The following is a 25,573-nucleotide window of genomic DNA, read 5'->3' as shown; positions in this document are numbered from 1 at the left end:
CGGCCCCGCGGACACCGGGCCCGCCCCCACGCACTTCCTCGCACTCTTGGGGGTCGGGGGGGGGGGCGGGGGGGGGGGGGGGGGCCCGCCGCCGGGCCCCCCCCCCCCCCCGACGGTCCGTCACGTCCGCCGGACGGACTGCCGCAGGCCGAGCCGCTCGTGCAGGAAGGCCACCTGGAACAGCATCAGGTTCTCCGCGACCTCCTCCTGCGGGGTCATGTGGGTGACCCCGGAGAGCGGCAGCACGCTGTGCGGGCGGCCCGCCGCCAGCAGTGCGGAGGAGAGCCGCAGGGTGTGCGCGGCCACCACGTTGTCGTCGGCCAGGCCGTGCACCAGCAGCAGCGGGCGCTCCAGCTTGGCGGCGTCCCCGGTCAGGGTGTTGGCCTCGTACACCTCGGGGTGCTCGTCCGGGTGGCCGAGGTAGCGCTCGGTGTAGTGGGTGTCGTAGAGCCGCCAGTCCGTCACCGGGGCGCCGGAGACGGCCGCGTGGAAGACGTCCGGCCGGCGCAGCACCGCCAGCGCGGCCAGGTAGCCGCCGTACGACCAGCCCCGGATGCCGACCCGGTCGAGGTCCAGCGGGTACTCGCCGGCCAGCGCCCGGACGGCGTCCACCTGGTCCTCCAGGGTGGCCCCGGCGAAGTCGAAGGCGATCGCCTTCTCCCACTCCGGGCTGCGGCCCGGGGTGCCCCGGCCGTCCGCCACGACCACCGCGAAGCCCTGGTCGGCGAACCACTGCGAGGTGAGGTGCGCGTTCTGCACCCGCGCCACCCGCTGGCCGTGCGGGCCGCCGTACGGGTCCATCAGCACCGGGAGCAGGCCGTCCCGCTCGCGGTCGTAGCCGGTCGGCAGGAAGACCGCGCACGGGATGCGGCGCTCGCCCGCGAAGACGAACTCCGGTGCGGCGGTGAGCAGCGGGGTCTCGGCGTACGAGGCGACGGTGGCCACCGTCCGGCCGTCCCGCCGCACCTCGGCCCGGGTGCCGTACCAGGACGGGTCGGCCTGGAGCAGCACCGTGACGTCACCGCCCCGGACGGCCGAGACCACGCCGGCCTCGCCGAGCCGGGTCGGGGCGGAGCCGTCGAGGGCCACCTCGAAGGTGCCGATCCAGCCCGGCTCCGGGGCCTCCTCGGCGGCGCCGCCGGAGGCGGTGAAGAGGACGGTCTCCCCCACCGAGAGCACCGAACGTACGTGCAGTCGGGCGTCGGACAACGTCAAGTCGCCGACCACCAGGGCTCGCACGCCGCCCTCGTCGGAGATCCGGACCAGCCGGCCGTCGGCGGTCCGGGACGGCGAGCCGGCGTACAGGTCGAGCCAGACCGCGTCCCGCTCGGCCAGCTCCTCGGTGACCGCGCCGGTGTCCGGATCGACCGTCAGGTAGCGCTGGCTGCGCTGGTCCCGGGCCTGCACCAGCAGGGTGAGGGCCGGCTCGGACCAGTGCACCCGGGCCAGGTAGGGCTCGGCGGCGGTGTCCCACTCGACCTCGGTGCGGGTGCCGTCCAGGCCGAGCAGCCAGAGGCCGACCCCGGCGTTGGCGGTGCCGGCCCGGGGGTAGGCCACCTCGGCCGGGGCGCTGTCCGGGTTGGCCGGGTCGGCGATCCACCAGCGGGCCACCGGGGCCTCGTCGGCCCGGGCCGCCAGCAGCCGGTCACCGTCCGGGGCCCACCAGAAGCCGCGGTCCCGGTCCATCTCCTCCTGGGCGATGAACTCGGCCTGACCCCACGTCACCCCGGTCCGCTCGGGGGTGGCCAGCGCCCGGTCCCCGCTGCCGTCCACGGCGGTCACCCGCAGCTCGCCGGCGGTGTTCGCGTACGCCACCAGGCTGCCGTCCGGGGAGGGGCGCGGGTCCAGCACCGGGCCCTCGGCGGGCAGCTCGCGCGGCGCCCCGCCGCCGACCAGGTCCACCGCGAAGAGCCGGCCGGAGAGCGCGAAGGCGGCCAGCGCGCCGGCCCCGTCCAGGGCGTAACCGACGATGCCGGCCGAGCCCTCCCGGCTGCGCTCCCGGCGGGCCTTCTCGGCCGCCGAGAGGTGCTCCTCGCCGCCGCCGAGCAGCTCCACCGGGTCGGCGGCGATCCGCTCCTCGCCGGTGGCCGGGTCGAGGGTCCAGAGCAGGTTGGCGCGCTCGGCGGCGCCCCGGGCCCGCAGGAAGACGACCCTCGAACCGTCCGGTGCGACGGCGAAGGACCGGGGGGCTCCGACCGTGAAGCGCTGGGTGCGCGCGTACTGCCGGGGGAAGGTTTCAGTGGTCATGGCACGAACTCTAGGCCCCGCGAACGACCGTCATCACCCGTCCGGCGCAGTGCCCGTGACCTGCCGTCACGGGCCCTGCGGACCGCTCCCACCGGCCCCGATGCGGATCTTGGGGGCCCGCGCGCGGACACCGGGGCTCACGGAACGTAATGCGGCGCTCACCGATCGGGTATCCCTTGAGTCATCACGTCCCCTGCCGTCCTGTCCCCGGGGCGGCACACCCGAGAAAGGGTGTGAGCCCGATGGCTCTGTCCATCTCCGCAGCCGTGCTGATGCTGGTCATCGTCGTGGTGCTGATCCGCCGGTCCGGTCTGAAGCTGGCGCACGCGATCGTCTGTGCGCTGCTCGGCTTCTACCTCGCCTCCAGTTCGATCGCCCCGTCGATCCAGCAGGTCACCAGCAACGTGGCCGGGATGATCAACGGCCTGAAGCTCTGAGCGACGGCCGGTCGGTAGGCTGCGGTGCATGACCGCTGCCTCCGACCGGCCCGCGCGCCGGCTGCTGCTGGTGCACGCGCACCCCGACGACGAGTCGATTGGGAACGGCGCCACCATGGCCCGGTACGCCGCGGAGGGGGCCGGGGTGACGCTGGTGACCTGCACCCTGGGCGAGGGCGGCGAGGTGATCCCGCCGGAGCTGGCGGAGCTGACCGCCGACCGGACCGACCGTCTCGGCGAGTACCGGATCGGCGAACTGGCCGCCGCCATGCGCGAGCTGGGCGTCACCGACCACCGCTTCCTGGGCGGCCCGGGCCGGTACCGGGACTCCGGGATGATGGGCCTGCCGGAGAACGACCGGCCGGACTGCTTCTGGCAGGCCGACCTGGACGAGGCCGCCGGGCACCTGGTCGCGGTGGTCCGGGAGGTCCGGCCGCAGGTGCTGGTCACCTACGACGAGCAGGGCGGTTACGGGCACCCCGACCACGTGAAGGCCCATCAGGTCGCCATGCGGGCGCACGAGTTGGCCGCCGATCCGGCCTGGCGCCCGGAGCTGGGCCCGGCCTGGCGGATCGCCAAGGTGTACTGGAACCGGATGCCCCGCCCGGTGATCGAGGCCGGGCTGGCCGCCGTGGCCGCCGCCGGCGCCTTCCCCGGCGTGGCGGAGCCCTCCGACGTCCCCGGGGTGGTGGAGCCCGGGCTGATCGGCACCGTGCTGGACGGCGCGGCGTACGCCGGGGCGAAGGCCGCCGCGATGGCGGCGCACGCCACCCAGATCACCGTCAAGGGCGAGTGCTTCGCCCTCAGCAACGACCTCGGTCAGCCGCTGGTGGCCACCGAGTACTACCAACTGGTCCGGGGCGAGCCCGGCCCCGACCGGCCGGAGCACGACCTGTTCGCCGGCCTGGAGACCGAGGCGCACCGATGAGCAGCAGCCCGGCGGAGAGCACCGCCACCGCCACCGCCAAGGACCCGTCCGCCCGCAGCCTGCCGGCCAGGGTGCTCGGCAGCCGCGGCGAGCGGCTGGCGGAGTCCCAGCCCGCCCGTGGCGCCCGGGTGGTGGCGTACGCGGTGCTGCTGCTGCTCGGTGCGGCGGTGTCGCTGACCGGCTGTTTCGTGCAGGCGCTCTGGCCGCCGGCCGGGCTGGTGCTGGCGCTGGCCGCGACCTGCGCGGTGTTCTACGGCGGCCTGCGGGTGACCGGCACCAAGCTGGGGGCCGGGGCGCCGCTGGTGGGCTGGTTCCTGGTGCTGATGGTGCTGATGGCCCCGCGCCCGGAGGGCGACTTCGTGCTCGCCGCCTCCTACACCTCCTACACCTACCTGTTCCTCGGCGCGGTCTCCGGAGTGGTCTGCGCGACCCTGCCGACCCGGGGCGGATTCGGCCTGCTGAACCCGTGACGGCACGTCAGGGCACCCTCCGGGCCGCCCCCGCTGCCGGAGATGCCCGACCTGTCCCCCGGGCCGCACAGTATGGTGGTGCCGCGACAGGCGGTCAGACGTCCACCTGCGCCACTGGTGTCGGAGGGTCACTCGGCCGGGCCGAGGTCCCACAACCCGCGACCGCACGTCCCACACGCGCGGGCCGCGAACCCGGAGCAGAGCAGCATTGAGCAGTCGCGAATCTGACAGCGCGAACCCGTCGCCCCGGCACACCGGGCCGGACGCCTACCCGTCGGGCACCCCGCCCTACGGCACCGGCATCCCCGGCGGCTTCGGCGCGGCCGACCCGTTCGGTGTGACGCCCGGTCAGCCCGTGGCCGCCCAGCCGGGCGCGGCCGAGGCCGAGGACGTCCCCAAGACCGAGACCACCCTCACCACCCGGGTCCGGATCAACATCCCGGGCTCCCGGCCGATCCCGCCGGTGGTGATGCGCAGCACGGTGAAGAACGAGCCGGCCGCCGCCCCCGTCGCCGAGGCACCCGCCGGGCCCCGGCACCGCTCGGCCACCCCCGCCTCCCCGGTGCTCGGCGTGGTGGACGCGGCGGCGCCGGCCGGCACCCCGCCGAACCTGCCGCCGGAGTGGCGCCAGGAGCCCGTGGCGGCTCCGGCGGACGGGGACTCCACCGGCGAGTGGTTCCGGCCCCGGCAGAAGGGCGCTCCGGCCGCCGAGTCGGGCGCCCCCCACCCGGCCGCGCGCCCGGCCGCACCTCAGGTCGTACCCGGCGGCGCGCACCCCGCCCCGTCCGGCGCACCGGCCTCGCCGTTCGCACCGGCCGATCCCTTCGCGCCGGCCGACCCGTTCGCACCCGCCGATCCCTTCGCACCGGCCGACCCGTTCGCGGGTGCCCCCGGCGTACCGCCGGTCGGGCCCGGGCGGACTGACGACCCGTTCGGCGCGCAGCCGGCCGGCGGTTCGCCGTACGGCGGCGGCGTGTACGCGAACGACCCCTACGCGGCGGCCCCGCTCGGCGGCCGGCCCCCGCAGGGCGAGCCGGAGGACACCCGGATCGGCGGCTTCGACCCGGTCCGGGACGACTTCGACGCCTACGCGGCCGGCGAGGCCGCCATAGCCACCGGCAGCCCGACCGCTCCGCCCGCCCCGGCGGACCCGTTCGGCCAGGCCGACCCGTTCGGCCGCCCCCCGGCCGCCCCGTTCGCCGGTGGGCAGGCCCCCCCGCAGGATCCGTTCGGCGCGCCCGCCGATCCCTTCGCCGGCCGGCCCGCCGCACCGGCCCCGGCAGTTGACGCCCCGTCCGCCGCCCGTCCCGAGGGCCGCTTCGCCAACGTGCCGTACGAGCCCGCCGAGCCGTTCCCGGGGAACCGCCCGACCGGTCCGCTGGGCGCCGCCCGCCCGGGCGCCCAGGCCCCGGCCGGTGCCGACCCGTTCGGCTCCGCCCCGGCCGCCCCCGCGGCCGCTGCCGCCCCCGCCAAGCCCGAGCCGGCCGCGGACGAGGCCGCCCAGACCACCGACGGGGCCGCGAAGCCCCAGGCCGCCGCCAAGCCCAAGGCCGCCGCCCCGCGCGGCAAGGCCGGGAAGCTGGCCACCTACGCCGTCGGCGGCCTGCTGTTCGCCGGGGCCGCCGCCTACGGCACCGGCCTGATGCTCAATCAGGCCGACATCCCCCGGGGCACCACCGTGCTCGGCACCGACATCGGCGGGAACTCCCGGGACCAGGCGGTGACCGCGCTGGACGCCTCGGTGGGCAAGACCGGCCAGAAGCCGCTCAAGCTCAAGCTCGGCGACCAGGCGGTGGAGCTCGACCCGGTCACCGCCGGGCTGGGCTTCGACACCACCGCGACGGTGGACGGGCTCACCGACCACACCTACAACCCGGTCGAGGTGATCGGCTCACTCACCGGCGGCGCCAAGGCGGTGCAGCCGGAGGTGAAGGTGGACCGGGCCAAGCTGAAGGCCGCGCTGGAGGGCCTCGGCGCCAAGACCAGCCAGGGCCTCCAGGAGGGCGTGGTCCGCTTCACCCCCGACGGCCGCGCCGAGGTGGTGCCGGGCCGGGCCGGGCAGACGGTCGACGCCGCCGCCGCCCTGACCCAGGTCGAGCAGGCCTACCGGGCCCGGGCCGCCGGGCAGGCCGACGCGGAGCTCACCGTGCCGGTGACGGCCGCCCAGCCCAAGGTGTCCGCCGAGGCCCTGCAGGCCGCCGCCGACACCCTCGGCAAGCAGGTGACCGCCGGGAACGTGGTGGTGACGGCCGGCGGCAAGACCTTCACCTTCGGCAAGGCCACTGCCGCCAAGGCGCTCACGCTGGCCCCGGACGCCGCCGGGAAGGTCGTGCTCACCTGGGACCTGGCCGAATTGGAGAAGGCCCTGAACGGCGCCTTCGACAAGGTGAAGACCAAGAAGGGCGGCGCCTCGGCGGCCATCACCGTCCAGGACGTCGCGGACGGCATCGCCTCGGTGCTGGACAAGACCACCGCGAAGGACCGAACCTTCAAGTTCGCCTGACGCGCCGCCACTTGTGGCCGCGCGGGGTCGGTACCGGATCATCCGGTACCGGCCCTGCGGCATTTCCGGCTCCGGGCAGTGCGGCGAAAACTCGCCAGTGGCGTGAATTTGCCAGCAACGGTGCGTGACAACGCCCCCGCTGTTTTGGGCCGTTGGACCCCAAATTCCCCGTAGCCCTCAACAAAGCGGTAGCGTCCGATTATCGGACATGCAATTGCACTGGACATTCGCGGGCACACCATCCAAATCGGACACCCGGTCTACGCGCATCACCCACCCGAACACCAGGGCGGTCTGTCCTGATACCGGGGTTGCGAAGTTCGGGTTACGGACGCGTGAACGTCACTTGTCCTCGTATGTCCACTTTGGACCGTATCGCTGAGCACGTGTCAAGGCGTCTGGAACTACGAAGTGGTTGACATTCCAACACGAAGCAAGAAATGCACGGCCAGCAACTGGGGAACTCTTGACGTTCGATAAACGACTTGCAAGAGTCCGTGCGATCACCTTTTTGCAGCCGCTACACCCCGGGCGGGAGCTCCAGCACCATGACTAACCCCACCAAGGCCACGGCCGAGGCCGACACCGTCGGGACGGCCGACACCATCGCGCCGACCGACGCCACGTCGGCCAAGGCGTTCAAGGGCCTGTCCCCCGCGACCATCAGCTGGCGGCGGTTCAAGCGCGACCGCACCGGTGTGGTGTCCGCGTTCATCGTGGCGTTCTTCGTCGTCGTGGCCCTGGCTGCCCCGCTGATCTCGATGATCTACGGGAAGGACCCGTACACCCTGTACGGCCAGGAAGACCCGAGCCTGATGAACGACTACGCGTTCCCGCTCGGGTCGGCCGGCGGCATGAGCCCCGACCACTGGCTGGGCATCGAGCCGAAGCTCGGCCGCGACGTCTTCATGCAGCTGGTCTACGGCATCCGCACCTCGCTGCTGATCGCCCTGATCGCCACCGTGGCCTCGACCGTGATCGGCGCGATCATCGGTGTCGCGGCGGGCTACCTCGGGGGCAAGTTCGACTACCTGGTCGGCCGGATCATCGACATCCTGATGGCCTTCCCGTCCACCCTGTTCTTCATCGCCTTCACCCCGGTGCTGTTCGCGGCCTTCTACAAGCCGGACGAGACCGTCCCGCCGTTCGCGCGCTCCGTGGTGCTGGTGGTCATGCTGGTGATCTTCGGCTGGGCCGGCCTGGCCCGCCTGCTGCGCGGCACCGCACTCGCCTTCCGGGAGCGCGAGTTCGTCGAGGCCGCGCGGGTGACCGGCGCCTCCCCGGGCCGGATCATCTTCAAGGAGCTGCTCCCCAACCTGTGGACGCCGATCCTGATCCAGGCCACCCTCTCGCTCCCCGCCCTGGTGACCGCGGAAGCCGCGCTCTCCTACCTCGGCGTCGGCATCATCGAGCCGACCCCGGACTGGGGCCGGATGATCGCGTTCGGCACCGAGGTCTACCAGGACGACATTTCATATCTGATCTTCCCCGGGGCCGCACTGGTGATCTTCGTGCTCGCCTTCAACCTCCTCGGGGACTCGGTCCGGGATGCACTCGACCCGAAGACCAAGCGCTGACGCACCGTCGCTTCGGCGCTGAACACTCTCAAGTTGAGCAACCGCACACCTCGGCAGCCGCCGCGGCCGTGCTGACCAGCCGGTTCACCGACAGGCAGGACGACATGATCTCTCGCAAGACCCTCCGGGCGGCCGCCGCAGTCGTGGCCGTCGGCACCCTGACCCTCAGCGCCTGCTCCAGCGGCGGTGGCGGCAAGAAGGACGACGCCAAGGCCTCGGCCTCGGCCTCGAAGCTGAACGAGCACCCGAACGTCGTGGTCGGCACCGCCGCCGACTCGCAGGGCCCGGCCAAGCCGGTCGAGGGCGCGAAGCCGGGTGGCACGGTCAAGAACATCGAGCGTGACGACTACGAGCACCTCGACCCGGCCCAGGTGTACTCCAACGTCGGCTCGAACTTCTCCCTGCTGATCACCCGTGGCCTCACCGGCTACAAGCAGGAGGGCAACACCGTCAAGCTGGTCGGTGACCTCGCCACCGACACCGGTGTCGCGAGCGACGGCGGCAAGACCTGGACCTTCAAGCTGAAGGACGGCATCAAGTGGGAGACCGGCGACCCGATCACCTCGGCTGACGTCAAGCACTCGATCGAGCGCTCCTTCGCCCCGTTCATCACCCAGGGCGCGACCTACGTCCAGCGCTGGCTGACCAACGAGGACTACCGCAAGGCGTACCAGGGCCCGTACGACGGCAAGCACCTGGACAACGTCACCACCCCGGACGAGAAGACCATCGTCTTCAAGTTCGCGAAGCCGCACGCCGACTTCAACTACGCGATGGCCATGACCACCTACGGTGTCGTCTCCCAGAAGGGTGACACCAAGGAGGAGTACGACAAGACCCCGGTCTCGTCGGGCCCGTACAAGATCGCCGAGCGCGTCACCGACAAGTCGCTGAGCCTCGTCCGCAACCCGAACTGGGACGCGAAGACGGACCCGATCCGCCACGCCTACCCGGACAAGTGGAACTTCGAGTTCGGCTACCAGGCCATCCCGGCCACCGACAAGCTGCTCGCCGCCGACAAGGGCGACGACGTCAACACGATGTCGTTCTACGCCGGTGTCGCCGGTGACCGCCTGCAGAAGGTGCTCGAGGACGCGTCGCTTAAGGACCGTCTGGTCAAGGGCGAGAGCCCCTACGCCGACTACTACATCATCAACAACAAGCGCGTCACCGACCTGAAGGTCCGTCAGGCGCTGAACTACGCGTTCCCGCTCCAGCAGATCCGCACCACCGAGGGCGGTCCGGCCACCGGCACCTTCACCAGCACCCTGCTGAACCCCTCGGTCGCCGGCTACCAGGACTACGACCTGTTCGGCAAGAAGGAGAAGCCGGCCGGTGACCCGGAGAAGTCCAAGGCCCTGCTGAAGGAAGCGGGCAAGGAGAACTACAAGATCGTCTACGCGTACAACAACACGCCGACGCAGCAGAAGGTCTCCGTCGTCATCGAGGACGCGCTGAAGAAGGCCGGCTTCGACCTGGTCCTCAAGCCGGTCGACACCAAGACCTGGTACGACGAGATGGGCAAGGTCGACAAGGAGTTCGACCTGTTCTGGGCCGGCTGGGGTGCCGACTGGCCGAACGCCTCCACCGTCCTGCCCCAGCTGTTCGACGGCCGCCTGATCCAGGACGGCTCGAACAACTACGGCAACTTCAACGACCCGGAGATCAACACCGAGATCGACCGGATCATGGACCTGGCCGACCTCAACGAGCAGAACAAGGCGTGGGGCGCCCTGGACAAGAAGATCATGGAGAAGGCTCCCGTGATCCCCGGCATCCAGGACAAGTTCTACATCCTGCACGGCTCCAAGATCGGTGGCGCGACCTACGACCCGCTGGGCAAGATCATCTCCCCGAACGACGTGTTCGTGAAGCAGTGATCACCGTCTGACCCGTAGTACCCGTGGTGCCCGCCGCCGCCCCGTGCGGCGGCGGGCACCGCAGCCACCCCCCGGGGTTGGCGCCCAGTAATCCAGCCCGCCCCACCACGCCTGCCGCCGAACACCCCCGTGCGGACCGGGCGTGACATGCGATCAGGAGATCCCGCTCCCATGTTCCGCTTCCTCGTGCGCCGGACACTAGGTGCGGGCGCGATCCTATTGATCATCAGCGCCATCACCTTCTTCCTCTTCTACGCGATCCCCGCCGACCCGGCCCGGACCTTCTGCGGCAAGACCTGTGACGCGACCACGCTGCAGCAGATCAAGGTCAACCTCGGCATGAACGAGGCCGTCCCGGTGCAGTACTGGAACTGGCTGGTCGGGATCTTCGCCGGCCGCAGCTACGCGAGCTTCGGCGACTGCTCGGCCCCGTGCCTGGGCTACTCCTTCGCCAACAAGGAGCCGGTGCTCGCCACCATCCTGGACCGCTTCCCGGCCACCATCTCGGTGACCATCGGCGCCGTGGTCGTCTTCCTGATCCTGGGCGTGGGCGCGGGCATGCTCGCCGCGCACAAGCAGGGCACCGCCGTCGACAAGATCGCCAGCGGCGTCTCGCTGACCTTCTCCTCGATGCAGATCTACTTCATCGGCACCGTGGCCATGTACTTCCTGGTCTACCAGAACCCGATCTTCCCGCAGCCGCACTACAACAACTTCACCGACAACCCCGGTGAGTGGTTCGCGGGGCTGCTGCTGCCCTGGCTGGTGCTGGCCCTGATCTTCACCGCCAACTACACCCGGATGACCCGCTCGGCGATGATCGAGCAGCTCACCGAGGAGCACGTGCGGACCGCCCGGGCCAAGGGCATGTCCGGCCGCACCGTCTTCATGCGCTTCGCCTGGCGCGGTGCGATGGCCCAGATCATCACCATCCTCGGCATCGACCTCGGCTCGCTGCTCGGTGGCGCGATCATCACCGAGACCACCTTCAACATCCACGGCATCGGGCTGCTCTCGATCAACTCGGTGGTCAAGAACGACCTGCCGATGCTGATGGCCGTGGTCATGGTGGCCGCCGCGCTGATCATCTTCTTCAACATCGTCGTGGACGCCGTGTACGCCCTCATCGACCCCCGGATCCGTCTCGCATGACCGCCGCGAACCGCTCCGAGCACCGCACGACCCCACGAGGAGTACGCCCGTGACCACCCAGGCCAAGCCCCAGGCCGCCGCCGGCCGGAGCGACAGCTCAGCCTTCCTCTCGGTCCGCGACCTGGCCGTGAGGTTCAAGACCGAGGACGGCATCGTCAACGCGGTGGACGGCCTCTCCTTCGAGGTCGAGAAGGGCACCACCCTCGGCATCGTCGGCGAGTCCGGCTCCGGCAAGTCCGTCACCAACCTGGCGATCCTCGGGCTGCACAACCCGGCCGTCACCACCATCACGGGCTCGATCCGGCTCGGTGACGACGAGCTGGTCGGGATGACCAACCGTCAGCTGGAGCCGCTGCGCGGCAACAAGATGGCGATGATCTTCCAGGACCCGCTGACCGCGCTGTCGCCGTACTACACCATCGGCCGGCAGATCGGCGAGGTCTTCCGCAAGCACACCGGTGCCAGCAAGAAGGAGGCCCGGGACCGGGCCATCGAGATGCTGACCAAGGTGGGCATCCCGCAGCCGACCACCCGGGTGGACGACTTCCCGCACCAGTTCTCCGGCGGCATGCGCCAGCGCGCGATGATCGCCATGTCGCTGGTCTGCGACCCCGACCTGCTGATCGCCGACGAGCCGACCACCGCGCTCGACGTGACCGTGCAGGCCCAGATCCTGGACCTGCTGAAGGACCTCCAGCAGGAGTTCGGCACCGCGATCATCATGATCACCCACGACCTGGGCGTGGTCGCCCAGACCGCCCACAAGGTGATGGTGATGTACGCCGGCCGGGCGGTCGAGCGGGGCACCGTGCGCGAGGTGCTGAAGACCCCTCAGCACCCCTACACCTGGGGCCTGCTGTCCTCGATGCCGAGCCTGAGCGGCCCGCTCGACGTGCCGCTGACCCCGGTCCGGGGCACCCCGCCGAGCCTGATCAACCTCCCCAGCGGCTGCCCGTTCAACCCGCGCTGCGACCACCGGGAGCAGGTCACCGGCGGCAAGTGCACCGGTGAGCGCCCGCTGCTCGCGCCCGCCACCGGCCACGCCACCGCCTGCCACCTCGCCCCGGCGCAGAAGCAGGACATCTTCATCAACCAGATCCAGCCGCGGCTCGGCTGAACGGGACGGCGATTCACATGAGCGACCAGATCACCCTCGACAAGCCCGAGGGCACCGCCGCCCCGTCCGGCACCCCGCTGCTGGAGATCAAGGGCCTGGAGAAGCACTTCCCGGTCCACGGCGGCTTCCTCGTCAAGCGCCGGGTGGGCGCCGTGCACGCGGTGGACGGCATCGACCTGACCGTGCAGGCCAACGAGTCGGTCGGCCTGGTCGGCGAGTCCGGCTGCGGCAAGTCGACCCTCGGCCGGCTGGTCACCCGTCTGCTGGAGCCGACCGGCGGCAGCATCTCGTACCGGGGCCAGGACATCGCCCACGCCAACCGCAGGCAGCTGGCGCCGATCCGGTCCGACATCCAGATGATCTTCCAGGACCCGTACTCCTCGCTGAACCCGAGGCAGACCGTCGGTTCCATCATCGGCGCGCCGATGGAGATCAACGGGATCGAGCCGGCCGGTGGCGTCCAGCGCCGCGTGCAGGAGCTGCTGGAGACCGTCGGTCTCAACCCGGAGCACTACAACCGCTTCCCGCACGAGTTCTCCGGCGGCCAGCGCCAGCGCATCGGCGTGGCCCGCGCGCTCTCGCTGAACCCGAAGCTGATCGTGGCCGACGAGCCGGTCTCCGCGCTCGACGTCTCGATCCAGGCCCAGGTCGTCAACCTGCTGCAGCAGCTGCAGAAGGACCTCGGCATCGCCTTCCTGTTCATCGCGCACGACCTCTCGATCGTCCGGCACTTCTCGCAGCGCGTCGCGGTGATGTACCTGGGCAAGATCGTCGAGATCGCGGACCGCCAGTCGCTGTACGAGCGCCCCCGGCACCCGTACACCCACGCGCTGCTCTCCGCCGTGCCGGAGGCCGACCCGGACGACGTCCGCGAGCGCATCCGGCTGGTCGGTGACGTCCCGTCGCCGATCAACCCGCCCAGCGGCTGCCGCTTCCGCACCCGGTGCTGGAAGGCGCAGGACAAGTGCGCGACCGAGGAGCCGCCGCTGGTGCAGCTCTCCGGGAACGTCGACGGACACCTGACGGCCTGCCACTTCCCGGAGGACGGGCTGGTGCCGGTGCCCGAGCAGCGGGACGCCAAGACCCTCTGAACCGACGAGCCGGTCAGCAGGAAGGGCCCTTCCCCCGCCCGGGGGAAGGGCCCTACCTCATGCTCCGGGGGTCTCGCGTTCCCCGGCGAAGTGACAGGCCGAGTCGTGCGCCGCCAGCTCCTGGAGCCACTCCCGGACGGTGAGCTCCGGGACCTCCTCCGCGCACTTGGGCTGGGCCTTCCAGCACCGGGTGCGGAAGCGGCAGCCGCTGGGCGGATTGGCGGGTGACGGGACGTCACCGGTGAGCACGATCCGGTCCCGCGTCTCCCGGGCCCCCGGGTCCGGCACCGGCACGGCGGAGAGCAGTGCCTGGGTGTACGGGTGGGTGGCGTGGTCGTAGATCTCCAGATCGGTGCCGATCTCGACCATCTTGCCGAGGTACATCACGCCGACCCGGTCGGAGATGTGACGGACGATCGAGAGGTCGTGCGCGATGAACATGTAGGAGAGGTTGAACTCGCCCTGGAGCTGCTCCAGCAGGTTGATCACCTGGGCCTGCACCGAGACGTCCAGCGCGGAGACCGGCTCGTCGCAGATGATCACCTCGGGCTTGAGCGCGAGGCCGCGGGCGATGCCGATCCGCTGGCGCTGGCCGCCGGAGAACTGGTGCGGGTACCGGTTGATGTACTCCGGGTTCAGCCCGACCACGTCCAGCAGGTCCTGCACCGCCTTGCGGCGGTCGCCCTTCGGCGCCACCTCCGGGTGGATCTCGTACGGCTCCCCGATGATGTCGCCCACCGTCATGCGCGGGTTCAGCGAGGTGTACGGGTCCTGGAACACCATCTGGATGTTCCGCCGCACCGCCTTCAGCGCCGAGCCGGTCAGCCGGGAGATCTCCTCGCCCTTGTACCGGACCGAGCCCGAGGTGGCCGGCTCCAGGTTCATCAGCACCTTGGCCAGCGTCGACTTGCCGCAGCCCGACTCACCGACGATGCCCAGCGTCTCACCCTGCATCAGGTCGAAGGAGACGCCGTCGACCGCCTTGACCGCGCCGACCTGCTTCTTGAAGAGCACGCCCTTGGTGAGCGGGAAGTGCTTGACCAGGTCCCGCACTTCGAGGATCGGCTCGCCCCGGGGCACCCGCTGCTCGAAGGCCACCTCCTCCGGGAGGGCCGCGCCGAGCGCGCTCGCGCCGTTAGGAGGCGTCATCGAGGGTCTCCTTCCAGAAGAAGCAGGCGCTGCGCCGCCCGGGCAGCTCGGCCCCGTCCGGCCCGGTCACCTGGTACAGCGGGGGCACGTCCTGCCGGCAGACCTCCTGGGCCTTGGGGCAGCGCGGGTTGAAGGCGCAGCCCGGCGGGATGCGGAGCAGGTTGGGCGGCAGGCCCTTGATCGCGTAGAGCTCCTGGCCCTTCTGGTCCAGGCGCGGGATCGAGTCCAGCAGGCCTCGGGTGTACGGGTGGGCCGGCCGGGCGTAGAGCTCGTGCACGGGGGCGGTCTCGACGATCCGGCCGGCGTACATCACCGCGATCTTGTCCGCGACGTCGGCGACCACGCCGAGGTCGTGGGTGATCAGGATCAGGCCCATGTGGTACTCGGCCTGGAGCTCGGCGAGCAGGTCCATCACCTGGGCCTGGACGGTGACGTCCAGCGCGGTGGTCGGCTCGTCCGCGATGATCAGGTCCGGCTCCAGGGCCAGCGCCATCGCGATCATGATGCGCTGGCGCATGCCGCCGGAGAACTGGTGCGGGTAGTCGCCCACCCGGTCCTTGGCGGCCGGGATGCGCACCCGGTCCATCAGCTCCACGGCCTTGGCCTTGGCGTCCTTGCGGGACATCCCCCGGTGCGCGCGGTACATCTCACCGAGCTGGAACCCGACGGTGAGCACGGGGTTGAGCGAGGAGAGCGCGTCCTGGAAGATCATCGCGATCTTCTGGCCGCGGATCCGCCGCCGGGCCTCCTTGTCCATGACGAGCATGTCCTCGCCCCGGTAGCGGATCTCGCCCTGCGGGATCTGCGCCGGCGGCATGTCGAGGATGCCCATGATCGCCTGCGCGGTGACGGACTTGCCCGATCCCGACTCGCCCAGCACCGCCAGGGTCTCCCCCGCGCTGACGCTGTAGTTCACCCCGTTGACGGCCTTGACCAGGCCGTCCCGGGTCTTGAACTCGACGTGCAGGTCGCGCACTTCGAGCAGCGGGCCCTGGTACGGGGCCTCCCGGGCGGGCTTGTTGGTGTCGACAGCGGTGGTCATCCTGGCACGCCCTCTCTCAGCGCAGCTTCGGGTCGAGGGCGTCGCGGACCGCGTCGCCCATCATGATGAAGGCCAGCACCGTGAGGCTGAGCGCGGCGGCCGGGAAGAACAGCGCGAACGGGGCGGTCCGGATCACCCGCTGGGCCGAGGAGATGTCCACGCCCCAGGAGATGGTCGGGTCCTGGAGCCCGATGCCGAGGAAGCTCAGCGTCGCCTCGGCGGTGATGTAGCCGCCCAGCGCGATGGTGGCGACCACGATCACCGGGGCGATCGCGTTCGGCAGGATGTGACGGAGCATCAGCCTCGGGGTGCCGGCCCCGAGCGCCTTGCCGGCCACCACGTAGTCGGCCTGCTTCACGGTGAGCACCGAGCCGCGCATCACGCGGGCCAGCTGGGTCCAGCCGAGCACCGCCAGCGCGATCACCACCGACCAGACGGTGCGGGTGGTGAAGGCGTTCAGCAGCACCAGCGCGCCGAGCAGCAGCGGGATGCCGAAGAAGATGTCGATGATCCGGGAGATCACCGCGTCCACCCAGCCGCCGAAGTAGCCCGCCAGCATGCCGGTCAGCCCGCCGAGCAGGGTGACCGCCAGCGTGACGAAGACGCCGACGATGATCGAGGCGCGGGCACCGTAGATCACCCGGGCGTAGATCGAGCGGCCCTGGCCGTCGTAGCCGAACCAGCCGGCTCCGAACACGTCCGCCCAGTCCGGCTTGCGGAGGTAGTTCTTCGCCAGGTCGGCCTGGCGCGGGTCGGTGTCGGTGAACAGGCTCGGCCAGACCGCCACCAGCACCAGCAGCACGATCAGCACGGCCGAGATGAGGAAGATCGGCCGCCGCCGCAGGTCGCGCCAGGCGTCGCCCCAGAGGCTGCGGGCCTCCTCGCGCTTGGCCGGATCGGGCTCGATCAGGGTGCCCTGCTCCACCGCGAGGCCCTGCTGCCCGACGTAGTCCAGGTGGTCGCTGTCGGTCGGCGGGATGCGCCGCAGCGGGTCGTGGTCGTCCGGGAGGTCGTTGCTAGGCATAGCGGATCCTCGGGTCCAGGATGGCGTAGAGCAGGTCCACCAGGAGGCTGGCCACCAGGTACACGATCACCAGCACGGTGACGATGCCGACCACGGTGGGGCCCTCCTTGGTCCGGATCGCCTTGTAGAGGATGTTGCCGACACCCGCGATGTTGAAGATGCCCTCGGTGACGATCGCGCCGCCCATCAGGGCGCCCAGGTCGGTGCCCAGGAAGGTGACCACCGGGATGAGCGAGTTGCGCAGCAGGTGGCGGCCGATGACGGTCCGTCGGGGCAGGCCCTTGGCGACGGCGGTGCGCATGTAGTCGGCCCGCAGGTTCTCACCGATCGAGGTGCGGGTCAGCCGGGCCACGTAGGCCAGCGAGAGCGAGGCCAGCACCAGGCCGGGCAGGATCAGCTGGAGGATGTCCGTGGAGTCCTGGACGGTCGCGGTGACCCAGCCGAGGTCGATGGCGAAGATGGTCTGGGCGATGTAGCCGAGCACGAAGACCGGGATCGAGATGACGATCAGGGTCAGCACCAGCACCGCCGTGTCGGCGAAGGAGCCGCGCTTGAGGCCGGCCAGCAGGCCGAGCGGCAGGCCGATCACGATCTCGAAGAAGAACGCGACCAGGGCCAGCCGGATGGTCACCGGGAAGGCGTCGGCCATGATCTCGGAGACCGGGCGGCCGGTGAAGCTGGTGCCGAAGTCCAGCTGGAAGACGTTGCCCAGGTAGATGAAGTACTGCTTCCACCAGGGCTCGTCGAGGTGGTACTGGTGGCGCAGGTTGGCCACCGTCGCCGGGTCCGCGGCCTTGTCTCCGAACATCGCCGCGATCGGGTCGCCCGGCAGGGTGTACACCATGATGAAGATCAGGAACGTGGCGCCGAAGAAGACCGGGATCATCTGGAGCACGCGCCGGAGGACGTAGTGGCCCATCGAACCTCCTTCCGAGGGGGTGACTTGGTACCCGGGCCCCGCCCTCCTCGGCGGAGGGCGGGGCCGGCGGGGTCGGGTGTCAGCCCTTGACCTCGACCTGGGTCCAGGCCGGGTTGCCGAAGGAGTCGAACTTCACGTTCTGCACCTTGGTGGAGTAGCCGGAGTTGGTCCGGTAGTACCAGAGCGGGATCGCCGGGATGTCCTGGGCGAGCACCGCCTCGGCCTTCTGGTAGTCCGAGGCCGAGTCCTGGATCGAGGCCGCCTGGTCCGCCTGGGTCGCCAACTGGTCGAACTGCGGGCTGCTGTAGCCGAAGTCGTTCGAGGCCGCGCCGGTCCGGTAGACGTCGGACAGGAAGTTGGCGTTCAGCGGGTAGTCCTGCACCCAGCCGGTGCGGAAGGCGCCGTTGATGGTGTGCCCGGTGATGGCCGCGCGGGCGGTCTTGAAGTCGGTCTTTGGGTCGCCGACGCACTCCACGCCGGTGGACTGGCGGATGGAGTTGCAGACCGCGTCCACCCACTCCTTGTGGCCGCCGTCGGCGTTGTAGGTGATGGTCAGCTTGTTACCCGGGACGCCGCCGCCCTCGGTGATCATCTGCTTGGCCTTGGCGGCGTCGAACTTGCAGGAGTCGCCGCAGGTGTCGGCCTTGTAGCCCTCGACGCCCTCGGCCACCCAGGAGGTGGCGGGCTTGCGGGAGCCCTGCAGCACCGTCTTGGTGATGGTGTCCCGGTCGATCGCCATCGACAGGCCCTGGCGGACCTTGGCCTTGTCCGCCCCGGCCCAGTCGGCCTGGTAGAGGGTGAAGCCGATGTTCTGGATGGCGCCCTGCGGGGCGTCGATGGCCCGGTCGCCGAGGTCGTTCTTGTAGTTGGCCAGGGCCGACGGCGGCACCTGGTCCATCACGTCCAGGTTGTTGGACTGCAGGTCCGCGTAGGCGGCCTCGGCGGTGGTGTACATCTTGAACACCACGCCGCCGTTCTTCGGCTTGTCGACGCCCTGGTAGTTCGGGAACGTCTTGGTGGTGATCTGCGCGTTGTGGTCCCAGCTCACGAACTGGTACGGACCGTTGCCCACCGGCTTCTGGCCGTAGCCCGCCGGGTCGGCGAAGAAGCCGTCCGGCAGCGGGGAGAAGGCGACGTAGCCCAGCTTGTACGGGAAGTACGAGACCTTGCCGCTGAGCTTGATGGTGAAGTGGGTGTCGTCCACCACCGACAGGCCGGACATGGTGGTCTTGGTCGCCGCGCCGGTGGCCGGGTGGACGTCCTTGTAGCCCTCGATGTCGGAGAACCAGGAGCTGTTGATCTGGTTGTTCGCGGTGGTGGCCGCCCAGTTCCAGGCGTCCACGAAGTTCTTCGCCTTGACCGGGGTGCCGTCGTGGAAGGTCCAGCCGGTCTTCAGGGTGACGTTGAAGGTCTGCGAGTCACTGGTGTCGATCTTGTCGGCCACCTGCATCCGCAGCTTGCCGTCGGACGGGTCGTAGTCCGCCAGGCCCTTGAAGAGGTTCTGCATGATGCGGCCGCCGCCGGTCTCGTTGGCGTTGGCCGGCTGGAGCGGGTTCTGCGGCTCGCTGCTCTGGTAACTGAAGGTCTTGCCGGCGTCGGAGGAGCCTCCCCCTCCGCCACTGCTGCCGCACCCGGTGGCCACCAAGGCCACGGATGTCGCACCGACTACGGCCCAACGGACACGGGGGGCTGCGGGCATGGAGCTTCCTCCTCGGGATCTGTGACGCATCACACTCCATTCGACGGGCAGCCGCCGCCCGGCGCGACCGTGGTACGGCCGGATGGGTGCGCACCGCAACGCCGACGGCCCCACAGCGCGGAGCTGTGGGGCCGTCAGGTGAGCGGGCGTCAGACCGTGGCCGGGACCCGCTCCGCCGCGAAGTGGCAGGCCGACTCGTGCGCGGCCGGGCCGTCCAGCGAGGGCACCGCGAGCAGCGGCACCTCGGTGGAGCAGCGCTCCTCCGCCTTCCAGCAGCGGGTGCGGAAGCGGCAGCCGCTCGGCGGGTTGGCCGGCGAGGGGATGTCGCCCTGGAGCACGATCCGGTCCCGGTTCGCACGGGCACTCGGGTCCGGCACCGGCACCGCGGAGAGCAGCGCCTGGGTGTACGGGTGGGTGGCGTGCTCGTAGATCTCCTCGTCGCTGCCGATCTCGACCATCTTGCCGAGGTACATCACGCCGACCCGGTCGGAGATGTGACGGACGATCGAGAGGTCGTGCGCGATGAACATGTAGGAGAGCTCGAAGTCCTTCTGGAGCTGCTCCAGCAGGTTGATCACCTGGGCCTGCACCGAGACGTCCAGCGCGGAGACCGGCTCGTCGCAGATGATCACCTCGGGCTTGAGCGCGAGGCCGCGGGCGATGCCGATCCGCTGGCGCTGGCCGCCGGAGAACTGGTGCGGGTACCGGTTGATGTACTCCGGGTTGAGGCCGACCACGTCCAGCAGGTCCTGAACGGCCTTGCGGCGGTCGCCCTTCGGCGCCACCTCCGGGTGGATCTCGTACGGCTCCCCGATGATGTCGCCCACCGTCATGCGCGGGTTCAGCGAGGTGTACGGGTCCTGGAACACCATCTGGATGTTCCGCCGCACGGCCTTCAGCGCCGAGCCGGAGAGCTTGGAGATGTCCTCGCCCTTGTAGAGCACCTGGCCGGAGGTGGCCCGCTCCAGGTTCATCAGCACCTTGGCCAGCGTCGACTTGCCGCAGCCCGACTCACCGACGATGCCCAGCGTCTCACCGCGCATCAGGTCGAAGGAGATCCCGTCGACGGCCTTGACCGCGCCGACCTGCTTCTTGAAGAGGACGCCCTCGGTCAGCGGGTAGTGCTTGACCAGGTCCTTGACCTCCAGGATGGGCTCAGCCATGGAGGGTCTCCTTCCAGAGGTGGCAGGCGCTCTTGCGGCCGGCGAGCTCGGCGCCGTCCCGGTCGAGCACCTGGTGCAGCGCGGGGATCTCGGTGCGGCACAGGTCGACGGCCCGGTCGCAGCGCGGGTTGAAGGCACAACCGGCGGGCACCTTCAGCAGGTTGGGCGGCAGGCCCTTGATCGCGTAGAGCTCCTGGCCCTTCTGGTCCAGGCGCGGGATCGAGCGCAGCAGTCCCTCGGTGTACGGGTGCGCCGGGTTGGCGTACAGCTCGTGCACGGGGGCGGTCTCGACGATCCGGCCGGCGTACATCACCGCGATCTTGTCCGCGACGTCGGCGACCACGCCGAGGTCGTGGGTGATCAGGATCAGGCCCATGTGGTACTCGGCCTGGAGCTCGGCGAGCAGGTCCATCACCTGGGCCTGGACGGTGACGTCCAGCGCGGTGGTCGGCTCGTCCGCGATGATCAGGTCCGGCTCCAGGGCCAGCGCCATCGCGATCATGATGCGCTGGCGCATGCCGCCGGAGAACTGGTGCGGGTAGTCGCCGACGCGCTGACGGGCGGCCGGGATGCGCACCCGGTCCATCAGCTCGATGGCCTTCTCCTTGGCCTCCTTGCGGGAGGCGCCCTGGTGCACCCGGAACATCTCGCCGAGCTGGTAGCCCACCGAGAGCACGGGGTTGAGCGAGGAGAGCGCGTCCTGGAAGATCATCGCGATCTTGCTGCCGCGGATCTTCCGGCGCTCCTCCTCGGACATCTTCAGCATGTCCTGGCCGCGGTACAGGATCTCCCCGGAGGTGACCCGGCCCGGCGGCATGTCGAGGATGCCCATGATGGTCTGCGCGGTGACCGACTTGCCGGAGCCGGACTCGCCCAGCACCGCCAGGGTCTCCCCCGCCGCGACGTTGTAGTTCACCCCGTTGACGGCCTTGGCGATGCCGTCCTTGGTCTTGAACTCGACGTGCAGGTCCTTGACTTCGAGCAGCGGGGTGCCCGGGACGAGCCGGGGCCCGCCCTGCGTCTTCTCGATGACGGTGGTCATGCTCGCCCCTCTCAGCGCAGCTTCGGGTCGAGGGCGTCGCGGACCGCGTCGCCCATCATGATGAAGGCCAGCACCGTGAGGCTGAGCATCCCGGCCGGGAAGAACAGCGCGAACGGAGCGGTGCGGAGCACCTTCCGGGCCGAGTCGATGTCGATGCCCCAGGAGATGGTCGGGTCCTGGAGCCCGATGCCGAGGAAGCTCAGCGTCGCCTCGGTGGCGATGTAGCCGCCCAGCGCGATGGTGGCGACCACGATCACCGGGGCGATCGCGTTCGGCAGGATGTGCTTGAGCATGATCCGGCCGGTGCCCGCGCCGAGTGCCTTGGCGGCGGTGACGTAGTCGGCCTGCTTCACCGTGATCACGGCGCCGCGCATCACGCGGGTCATCTGGGTCCAGCCGAGGGCGACCAGCGCGAAGACCACGCTCCAGACGGTGCGCACCGAGAAGGCGTTCAGGATGACCAGCGCGCCGAGCAGCAGCGGGATGCCGAAGAAGATGTCGGTCAGGCGGGACACCACGGTGTCCACCCAGCCGCCGAAGTAACCGGCCAGCATGCCGGCCAGGCCGCCGAGCAGGGTGACACCGGCCGTGACGCAGATGCCGACCACGATCGAGGCGCGGGCGCCGTACACCACGCGGGCGTAGATCGAGCGGCCCTGGCCGTCGTAGCCGAACCAGTCGGCCTGGAACAGGTGCCCGTAGTTGGGCTTGCTCAGGTAGTGGGTGCGCAGGTCGCCGGCGCGCGGGTCGACCGAGGTGAACAGGCTCGGGGCGATGGCCATGACCACCAGGACCAGGATCAGCACCGCCGAGATCACGAAGATCGGGCGCTTGCGCAGGTCGTGCCAGGCGTCCGAGCCGAGGCTGCGGGCCTTCTCCGGCTTCGGCGCGGCGGCCGGGCCGCCCTGCTGGGCCGGGACGGCGGCGGACTTCTTCTTCTCGATCAGGTCAGGCATACCGGATCCTCGGGTCCAGGACCGCGTAGAGCAGGTCGACGATCAGGCTGGCGGCGAGGTACACGAGGACCAGGACGACGACGAAGCCGGAGACGGTCGCGCCCTCCTTGAGGCCGATCGCGTGGTACAGCTCGTTGCCGACGCCCTTGACGTTGAAGATGCCCTCGGTGACGATCGCGCCGCCCATCAGGGCGCCCAGGTCGGTGCCCAGGAAGGTGACCACCGGGATCATCGAGTTGCGCAGCAGGTGGACGCCGATCACCCGGCGCTTCGGCAGGCCCTTGGCCACCGCCGTGCGCATGTAGTCGGCCTTGATGTTCTCGACGATCGAGGTCCGGCTGAGCCGGGCCACGTAGGCCAGCGAGAGCGAGCCCAGCACGACCGCGGGGAGCACCAACTCGCCCAGGTTCATGGAGTTCTGGACGGTCGGGGTGGTCCAGCCGAGCTGGATGGCGAAGGTGTTCTGCACGATGAAGCCGAGCACCGGGACCGGGATGGAGATCAGCAGCAGGGTGAAGACCAGCGAGCCCTTGTCGAAGGCCTTGCCGCGCTTGAGGCCGGCGAACAGACCGATCGTCACGCCGACCACCAGCTCGATGGCGAAGGCCAGCAGGGCGAGCCGGATGGTGACCGGCATGGCGGCGGAGATCTTGTCGATCACCGGCCGGCCGTCCATCGCCTTGCCGAAGTCACCGGTGAACAGGTTCCCCATGTAGTCGAGGTACTGCTTCACCAGCGGCTGGTCGAGGCCGCGCTCGTGCTTGAACGCGGCGAGCTGCGCCGGGTCCGGCGCCTTGTCGCCCCACATCGCGGCGACCGGGTCACCGGGGAGCAGGTGCACCATGCAGAAGATCAGGGTGACCGTGCCCACGAAGACCGGGATCATTTGGAGCAGTCGCCTCGCGACAAAGCGCCCCATCGTGCCTCCAATTGCTGCTCTCTGACGGGGCGTCGTCCCGATCCAGAGGTGTCTCGGCGTGGCGACGGCCGGTGCCGGGCCGCCCTCGTGGGGCGGCGGGACACCGGCCGTCGTCGCGTCAGGCCAGTGTGGTGACGGGCCTGGTTACTTCTGCTTGACCTCGACCTGGGTGAAGACCGGGTCGCCGAAGGAGTCGTACTTCACGTTCTGGACGTTCTTCGAGTAACCGGCGGTCGTCTTGTAGTACCAGAGCGGGATGGCCGGCATGTCCTTGGCCAGCTCGGCCTCGGCCTTCTGGTACAGCTCCGCGGTCTTCTCGACCGAGGTCGCCTTGTCCGCCTCGGCGGCGTACTTGTCGAACTCGGCCGACGAGTAGCCGGCGTCGTTCGCGGCGGCACCGGTGCCGTAGACGTCCCGCAGGAAGTTGGCGTTCAGCGGGTAGTCCTGCTGCCAGCCGGTCCGCATCAGGCTCTGGACCTGCTTCTTCTTGATGATGTCGCGGGCCGTCTTCATGTCCGGCTTCGGGTCGCCGACGCACTCCACGCCGGTGGCCTGGCGGATGGAGTTGCAGACCGCGTCCACCCACTCCTTGTGGCCGCCGTCGGAGTTGTAGACGATGGTCAGCTTGTTGTCCGGGACGCCGCCGCCCTCGGTCACCAGCTGCTTGGCCTTGGCCGGGTTGTAGGTGCAGGCCTCGCCGCAGGCGCCGGCCTTGTAGCCCATGACGCCCGGGGCGACCCAGCTGTCGGCCGGCTGGCGGGAGCCGCTCAGCACGGTCTTGGTGATGGTGTCGCGGTCGATCGCCATGGACAGGCCCTGGCGGACCTTGGCCTTGTCGACGCCCTTCCAGCCGTCCTGGTACATCGCGAACGAGATGTTCTGGATGGAGCCCTGGGCCTGGTCGACGGCCCGGTCGCCCAGGTCGCTCTTGTAGGAGGCCAGGTCGGACGGGGAGACCTGGTCCAGCACGTCCAGGTTGTCGGAGACCAGGTCCTTGTACGCGGCCTCGGACTGCGAGTACGCCTTGAAGACCACGCCGCCGTTCTTCGGCTTGTCGACGCCCGCGTACTTGTCGAAGGCGGCGACCGTGACGGCCTTGTTGTGCTCCCACGAGACGAACTTGTAGGGGCCGTTGCCGACCGGGTTCTGGCCGTACTTGGCCGGGTCGGCGTAGAACGCCTTCGGCAGCGGCGAGAAGGCGGTGTAGCCGAGCTTGTACTGGAAGTACGAGACCGGGCCGGTCAGCTTGATGGTGAAGTGGGTGTCGTCGACGACGGTCAGACCGGTCATCTTGTCGGCGGTCGGGTCACCCTTCTCCGGGTGGACGGCCTCGAAGCCCTCGATGTCGGAGAACCAGTCCGAGTTGATCTGGCCGTTCTTGGTGTTGGCCGCCCAGTTCCAGGCGTCCACGAAGGAGGCCGAGGTCACCGGGGTGCCGTCGTGGAAGGTCCAGCCCGACTTCAGGGTGACGGTGTAGTTCTGCGCGTCGGTGGTCTCGATCTTCTCGGCCACCTGGTTGCGCAGCGCGCCGTTGGCGGGGTCGTAGTCCACCAGGCCCTTGAACAGGGTCTTGATGATCCGACCGCCACCGACCTCCATGGCGTTGGCAGGCTGGAGCGGGTTCTGCGGCTCGGCGCCCTGGTAGGAGAACGTGCCGGCCGCGTTGGCCGCACCGCTCTCGCTGGACGAAGAACCGCTACCGCAGGCGGTGGCCGCGAGGGCGACCGCGACGGCTGCGACGACCCACTTGGCCTGGCTGGCACCGCGCATGGGTGTGCCTCCTGAATCCGTGTTGCGTAGGTGGAGCGCACCGCAGGTGGCTGACCCGGCTCCGTCGCCGTTCGTCAGGCGGTGCTTTTCCTCGCTCAGGCTTCGGCGCGCACCCCTGCGCGAAACCCTGGACCCGAGCTCGACTGGCTCCACTATCCGTCACGCAGGGATACGAACTACGCCATTACCGATCTCAATTTGGTCACATGAAATCTCGGTAAACGGACATTCCAGACATACTCAGACAGGTACTAAACGGACAGTTGCCATGAATGACGGTTCGTCACGTCCGATTAACGAACAGCACCCCCCTCCGCCGCTACGCGTGTTGACCACACACCGTCACAAAAACGAGCCGGGCGGGGGCCCCGGGGGCCCCCCCCGCGGGGGGGGGGGCCCCGGGGGGGGGGGGGTTTGGGGGGCGCGGGCGGGGGGCCCCCCGCCGTCGGGGCCAGGACCACCATGGGGGGGGGGGCGGGCGCACGGGG

Annotated in this window: 20 protein-coding genes; 9 read left to right on the top strand and 11 right to left on the bottom strand. The window is 70.1% G+C overall.

The genetic code is table 11. The annotated features are described in order from the left end of the window. Positions 1-120: 120 nt before the first annotated feature. Positions 121-2,247: a prolyl oligopeptidase family serine peptidase gene (locus tag ACIRBX_RS20685; protein ID WP_402298506.1), complete on the bottom strand. Its 2,127-nt coding sequence runs from the start codon at positions 2,245-2,247 to the stop codon at positions 121-123. A gap of 242 nt (positions 2,248-2,489) precedes the next feature. Between ACIRBX_RS20685 and ACIRBX_RS20680 the strand changes: the two genes are divergently transcribed. The 9 genes from ACIRBX_RS20680 to ACIRBX_RS20640 all read left to right on the top strand — a co-directional run bounded on the left by ACIRBX_RS20680 (position 2,490) and on the right by ACIRBX_RS20640 (position 13,402). After that, positions 2,490-2,684 carry a DUF2304 domain-containing protein gene (locus ACIRBX_RS20680; RefSeq protein ID WP_345282187.1) on the top strand — a complete coding sequence of 65 codons (195 nt, stop codon included), beginning with the start codon at positions 2,490-2,492 and terminating at the stop codon, positions 2,682-2,684. Between the two features lie 28 nt (positions 2,685-2,712). Next, complete coding sequence (mshB, locus tag ACIRBX_RS20675) at positions 2,713-3,612, top strand: N-acetyl-1-D-myo-inositol-2-amino-2-deoxy-alpha-D-glucopyranoside deacetylase (RefSeq protein WP_402298505.1); 900 nt, start codon at positions 2,713-2,715, stop codon at positions 3,610-3,612. Then, positions 3,609-4,082 (top strand): DUF6113 family protein, encoded by a 474-nt coding sequence (locus ACIRBX_RS20670; protein ID WP_402298504.1) that lies wholly within the window; start codon positions 3,609-3,611, stop codon positions 4,080-4,082. Before mshB ends, ACIRBX_RS20670 begins: the two co-directional genes overlap by 4 nt. Before the next feature lie 208 nt (positions 4,083-4,290). Next, complete coding sequence (locus tag ACIRBX_RS20665) at positions 4,291-6,585, top strand: peptidoglycan binding domain-containing protein (protein ID WP_402298503.1); 2,295 nt, start codon at positions 4,291-4,293, stop codon at positions 6,583-6,585. A 548-nt stretch (positions 6,586-7,133) separates the two neighbouring features. Further along, the gene (locus tag ACIRBX_RS20660; protein WP_402298502.1) at positions 7,134-8,162 is read left to right on the top strand and encodes an ABC transporter permease; all 1,029 of its coding nucleotides are present in this window, start codon (positions 7,134-7,136) and stop codon (positions 8,160-8,162) included. Positions 8,163-8,266: 104 nt separating this feature from the next. Beyond that, positions 8,267-10,042 carry an ABC transporter substrate-binding protein gene (locus ACIRBX_RS20655; RefSeq protein ID WP_402298501.1) on the top strand — a complete coding sequence of 592 codons (1,776 nt, stop codon included), beginning with the start codon at positions 8,267-8,269 and terminating at the stop codon, positions 10,040-10,042. Between the two features lie 171 nt (positions 10,043-10,213). Next, positions 10,214-11,194 carry an ABC transporter permease gene (locus ACIRBX_RS20650; RefSeq protein ID WP_402298500.1) on the top strand — a complete coding sequence of 327 codons (981 nt, stop codon included), beginning with the start codon at positions 10,214-10,216 and terminating at the stop codon, positions 11,192-11,194. Between the two features lie 49 nt (positions 11,195-11,243). After that, positions 11,244-12,311 carry an ABC transporter ATP-binding protein gene (locus ACIRBX_RS20645; RefSeq protein WP_402298499.1) on the top strand — a complete coding sequence of 356 codons (1,068 nt, stop codon included), beginning with the start codon at positions 11,244-11,246 and terminating at the stop codon, positions 12,309-12,311. 17 nt (positions 12,312-12,328) lie between these two features. Next, positions 12,329-13,402, top strand: a complete 1,074-nt coding sequence (locus ACIRBX_RS20640) for an ABC transporter ATP-binding protein (protein WP_402298498.1) — start codon at positions 12,329-12,331, stop codon at positions 13,400-13,402. Between the two features lie 57 nt (positions 13,403-13,459). On the opposite strand, the gene ACIRBX_RS20635 is transcribed toward ACIRBX_RS20640, so the two are convergent. The 10 genes from ACIRBX_RS20635 to ACIRBX_RS20590 form a co-directional block, all read right to left on the bottom strand. After that, the gene (locus ACIRBX_RS20635; protein ID WP_402298497.1) at positions 13,460-14,551 is read right to left on the bottom strand and encodes an ABC transporter ATP-binding protein; all 1,092 of its coding nucleotides are present in this window, start codon (positions 14,549-14,551) and stop codon (positions 13,460-13,462) included. After that, entirely contained in the window at positions 14,538-15,593 is a 1,056-nt protein-coding gene (locus ACIRBX_RS20630) for an ABC transporter ATP-binding protein (RefSeq protein WP_402298496.1), read from the bottom strand. The genes ACIRBX_RS20635 and ACIRBX_RS20630 overlap by 14 nt, the downstream gene beginning before the upstream one ends. Before the next feature lie 16 nt (positions 15,594-15,609). Then, on the bottom strand, positions 15,610-16,617 hold the full coding sequence (locus tag ACIRBX_RS20625) for an ABC transporter permease (RefSeq protein WP_402298495.1): 1,008 nt from the start codon (positions 16,615-16,617) through the stop codon (positions 15,610-15,612). Continuing rightward, on the bottom strand, positions 16,610-17,536 hold the full coding sequence (locus ACIRBX_RS20620) for an ABC transporter permease (protein WP_402298494.1): 927 nt from the start codon (positions 17,534-17,536) through the stop codon (positions 16,610-16,612). The genes ACIRBX_RS20625 and ACIRBX_RS20620 overlap by 8 nt, the downstream gene beginning before the upstream one ends. A 79-nt stretch (positions 17,537-17,615) precedes the next feature. Further along, complete coding sequence (locus tag ACIRBX_RS20615) at positions 17,616-19,235, bottom strand: ABC transporter substrate-binding protein (RefSeq protein ID WP_402298493.1); 1,620 nt, start codon at positions 19,233-19,235, stop codon at positions 17,616-17,618. A 149-nt stretch (positions 19,236-19,384) separates the two neighbouring features. After that, complete coding sequence (locus ACIRBX_RS20610) at positions 19,385-20,398, bottom strand: ABC transporter ATP-binding protein (protein ID WP_402298492.1); 1,014 nt, start codon at positions 20,396-20,398, stop codon at positions 19,385-19,387. After that, positions 20,391-21,440 carry an ABC transporter ATP-binding protein gene (locus tag ACIRBX_RS20605; RefSeq protein WP_402298491.1) on the bottom strand — a complete coding sequence of 350 codons (1,050 nt, stop codon included), beginning with the start codon at positions 21,438-21,440 and terminating at the stop codon, positions 20,391-20,393. The genes ACIRBX_RS20610 and ACIRBX_RS20605 overlap by 8 nt, the downstream gene beginning before the upstream one ends. A gap of 11 nt (positions 21,441-21,451) precedes the next feature. Continuing rightward, positions 21,452-22,396, bottom strand: a complete 945-nt coding sequence (locus ACIRBX_RS20600) for an ABC transporter permease (RefSeq protein WP_402298490.1) — start codon at positions 22,394-22,396, stop codon at positions 21,452-21,454. Further along, entirely contained in the window at positions 22,389-23,315 is a 927-nt protein-coding gene (locus ACIRBX_RS20595) for an ABC transporter permease (RefSeq protein WP_402298489.1), read from the bottom strand. Before ACIRBX_RS20595 ends, ACIRBX_RS20600 begins: the two co-directional genes overlap by 8 nt. Positions 23,316-23,459: 144 nt before the next feature. Beyond that, complete coding sequence (locus tag ACIRBX_RS20590; protein WP_402298488.1) at positions 23,460-25,085, bottom strand: ABC transporter substrate-binding protein; 1,626 nt, start codon at positions 25,083-25,085, stop codon at positions 23,460-23,462. Positions 25,086-25,573: the final 488 nt, after the last annotated feature.

Origin of the sequence: Kitasatospora sp. NPDC096147 (assembly GCF_044763225.1) — a bacterium.
Classification (GTDB): Bacteria; Actinomycetota; Actinomycetes; order Streptomycetales; family Streptomycetaceae; genus Kitasatospora.
Note: the sequence above shows the minus strand (reverse complement) of the source record. Positions and strands in the feature narration are given on the sequence as shown.

Bases quoted from the DNA above. Each gene is read 5' to 3' on its own strand.
- ACIRBX_RS20685 (WP_402298506.1), bottom strand. From the start codon at position 2,247: ATGACCACTGAAACCTTCCCCCGGCAGTACGCGCGCACCCAGCGCTTC.
- ACIRBX_RS20680 (WP_345282187.1), top strand. From the start codon at position 2,490: ATGGCTCTGTCCATCTCCGCAGCCGTGCTGATGCTGGTCATCGTCGTG.
- mshB (WP_402298505.1), top strand. From the start codon at position 2,713: ATGACCGCTGCCTCCGACCGGCCCGCGCGCCGGCTGCTGCTGGTGCAC.
- ACIRBX_RS20670 (WP_402298504.1), top strand. From the start codon at position 3,609: ATGAGCAGCAGCCCGGCGGAGAGCACCGCCACCGCCACCGCCAAGGAC.
- ACIRBX_RS20660 (WP_402298502.1), top strand. From the start codon at position 7,134: ATGACTAACCCCACCAAGGCCACGGCCGAGGCCGACACCGTCGGGACG.
- ACIRBX_RS20655 (WP_402298501.1), top strand. From the start codon at position 8,267: ATGATCTCTCGCAAGACCCTCCGGGCGGCCGCCGCAGTCGTGGCCGTC.
- ACIRBX_RS20650 (WP_402298500.1), top strand. From the start codon at position 10,214: ATGTTCCGCTTCCTCGTGCGCCGGACACTAGGTGCGGGCGCGATCCTA.
- ACIRBX_RS20640 (WP_402298498.1), top strand. From the start codon at position 12,329: ATGAGCGACCAGATCACCCTCGACAAGCCCGAGGGCACCGCCGCCCCG.
- ACIRBX_RS20635 (WP_402298497.1), bottom strand. From the start codon at position 14,551: ATGACGCCTCCTAACGGCGCGAGCGCGCTCGGCGCGGCCCTCCCGGAG.
- ACIRBX_RS20630 (WP_402298496.1), bottom strand. From the start codon at position 15,593: ATGACCACCGCTGTCGACACCAACAAGCCCGCCCGGGAGGCCCCGTAC.
- ACIRBX_RS20625 (WP_402298495.1), bottom strand. From the start codon at position 16,617: ATGCCTAGCAACGACCTCCCGGACGACCACGACCCGCTGCGGCGCATC.
- ACIRBX_RS20620 (WP_402298494.1), bottom strand. From the start codon at position 17,536: ATGGGCCACTACGTCCTCCGGCGCGTGCTCCAGATGATCCCGGTCTTC.
- ACIRBX_RS20615 (WP_402298493.1), bottom strand. From the start codon at position 19,235: ATGCCCGCAGCCCCCCGTGTCCGTTGGGCCGTAGTCGGTGCGACATCC.
- ACIRBX_RS20610 (WP_402298492.1), bottom strand. From the start codon at position 20,398: ATGGCTGAGCCCATCCTGGAGGTCAAGGACCTGGTCAAGCACTACCCG.
- ACIRBX_RS20605 (WP_402298491.1), bottom strand. From the start codon at position 21,440: ATGACCACCGTCATCGAGAAGACGCAGGGCGGGCCCCGGCTCGTCCCG.
- ACIRBX_RS20600 (WP_402298490.1), bottom strand. From the start codon at position 22,396: ATGCCTGACCTGATCGAGAAGAAGAAGTCCGCCGCCGTCCCGGCCCAG.
- ACIRBX_RS20595 (WP_402298489.1), bottom strand. From the start codon at position 23,315: ATGGGGCGCTTTGTCGCGAGGCGACTGCTCCAAATGATCCCGGTCTTC.
- ACIRBX_RS20590 (WP_402298488.1), bottom strand. From the start codon at position 25,085: ATGCGCGGTGCCAGCCAGGCCAAGTGGGTCGTCGCAGCCGTCGCGGTC.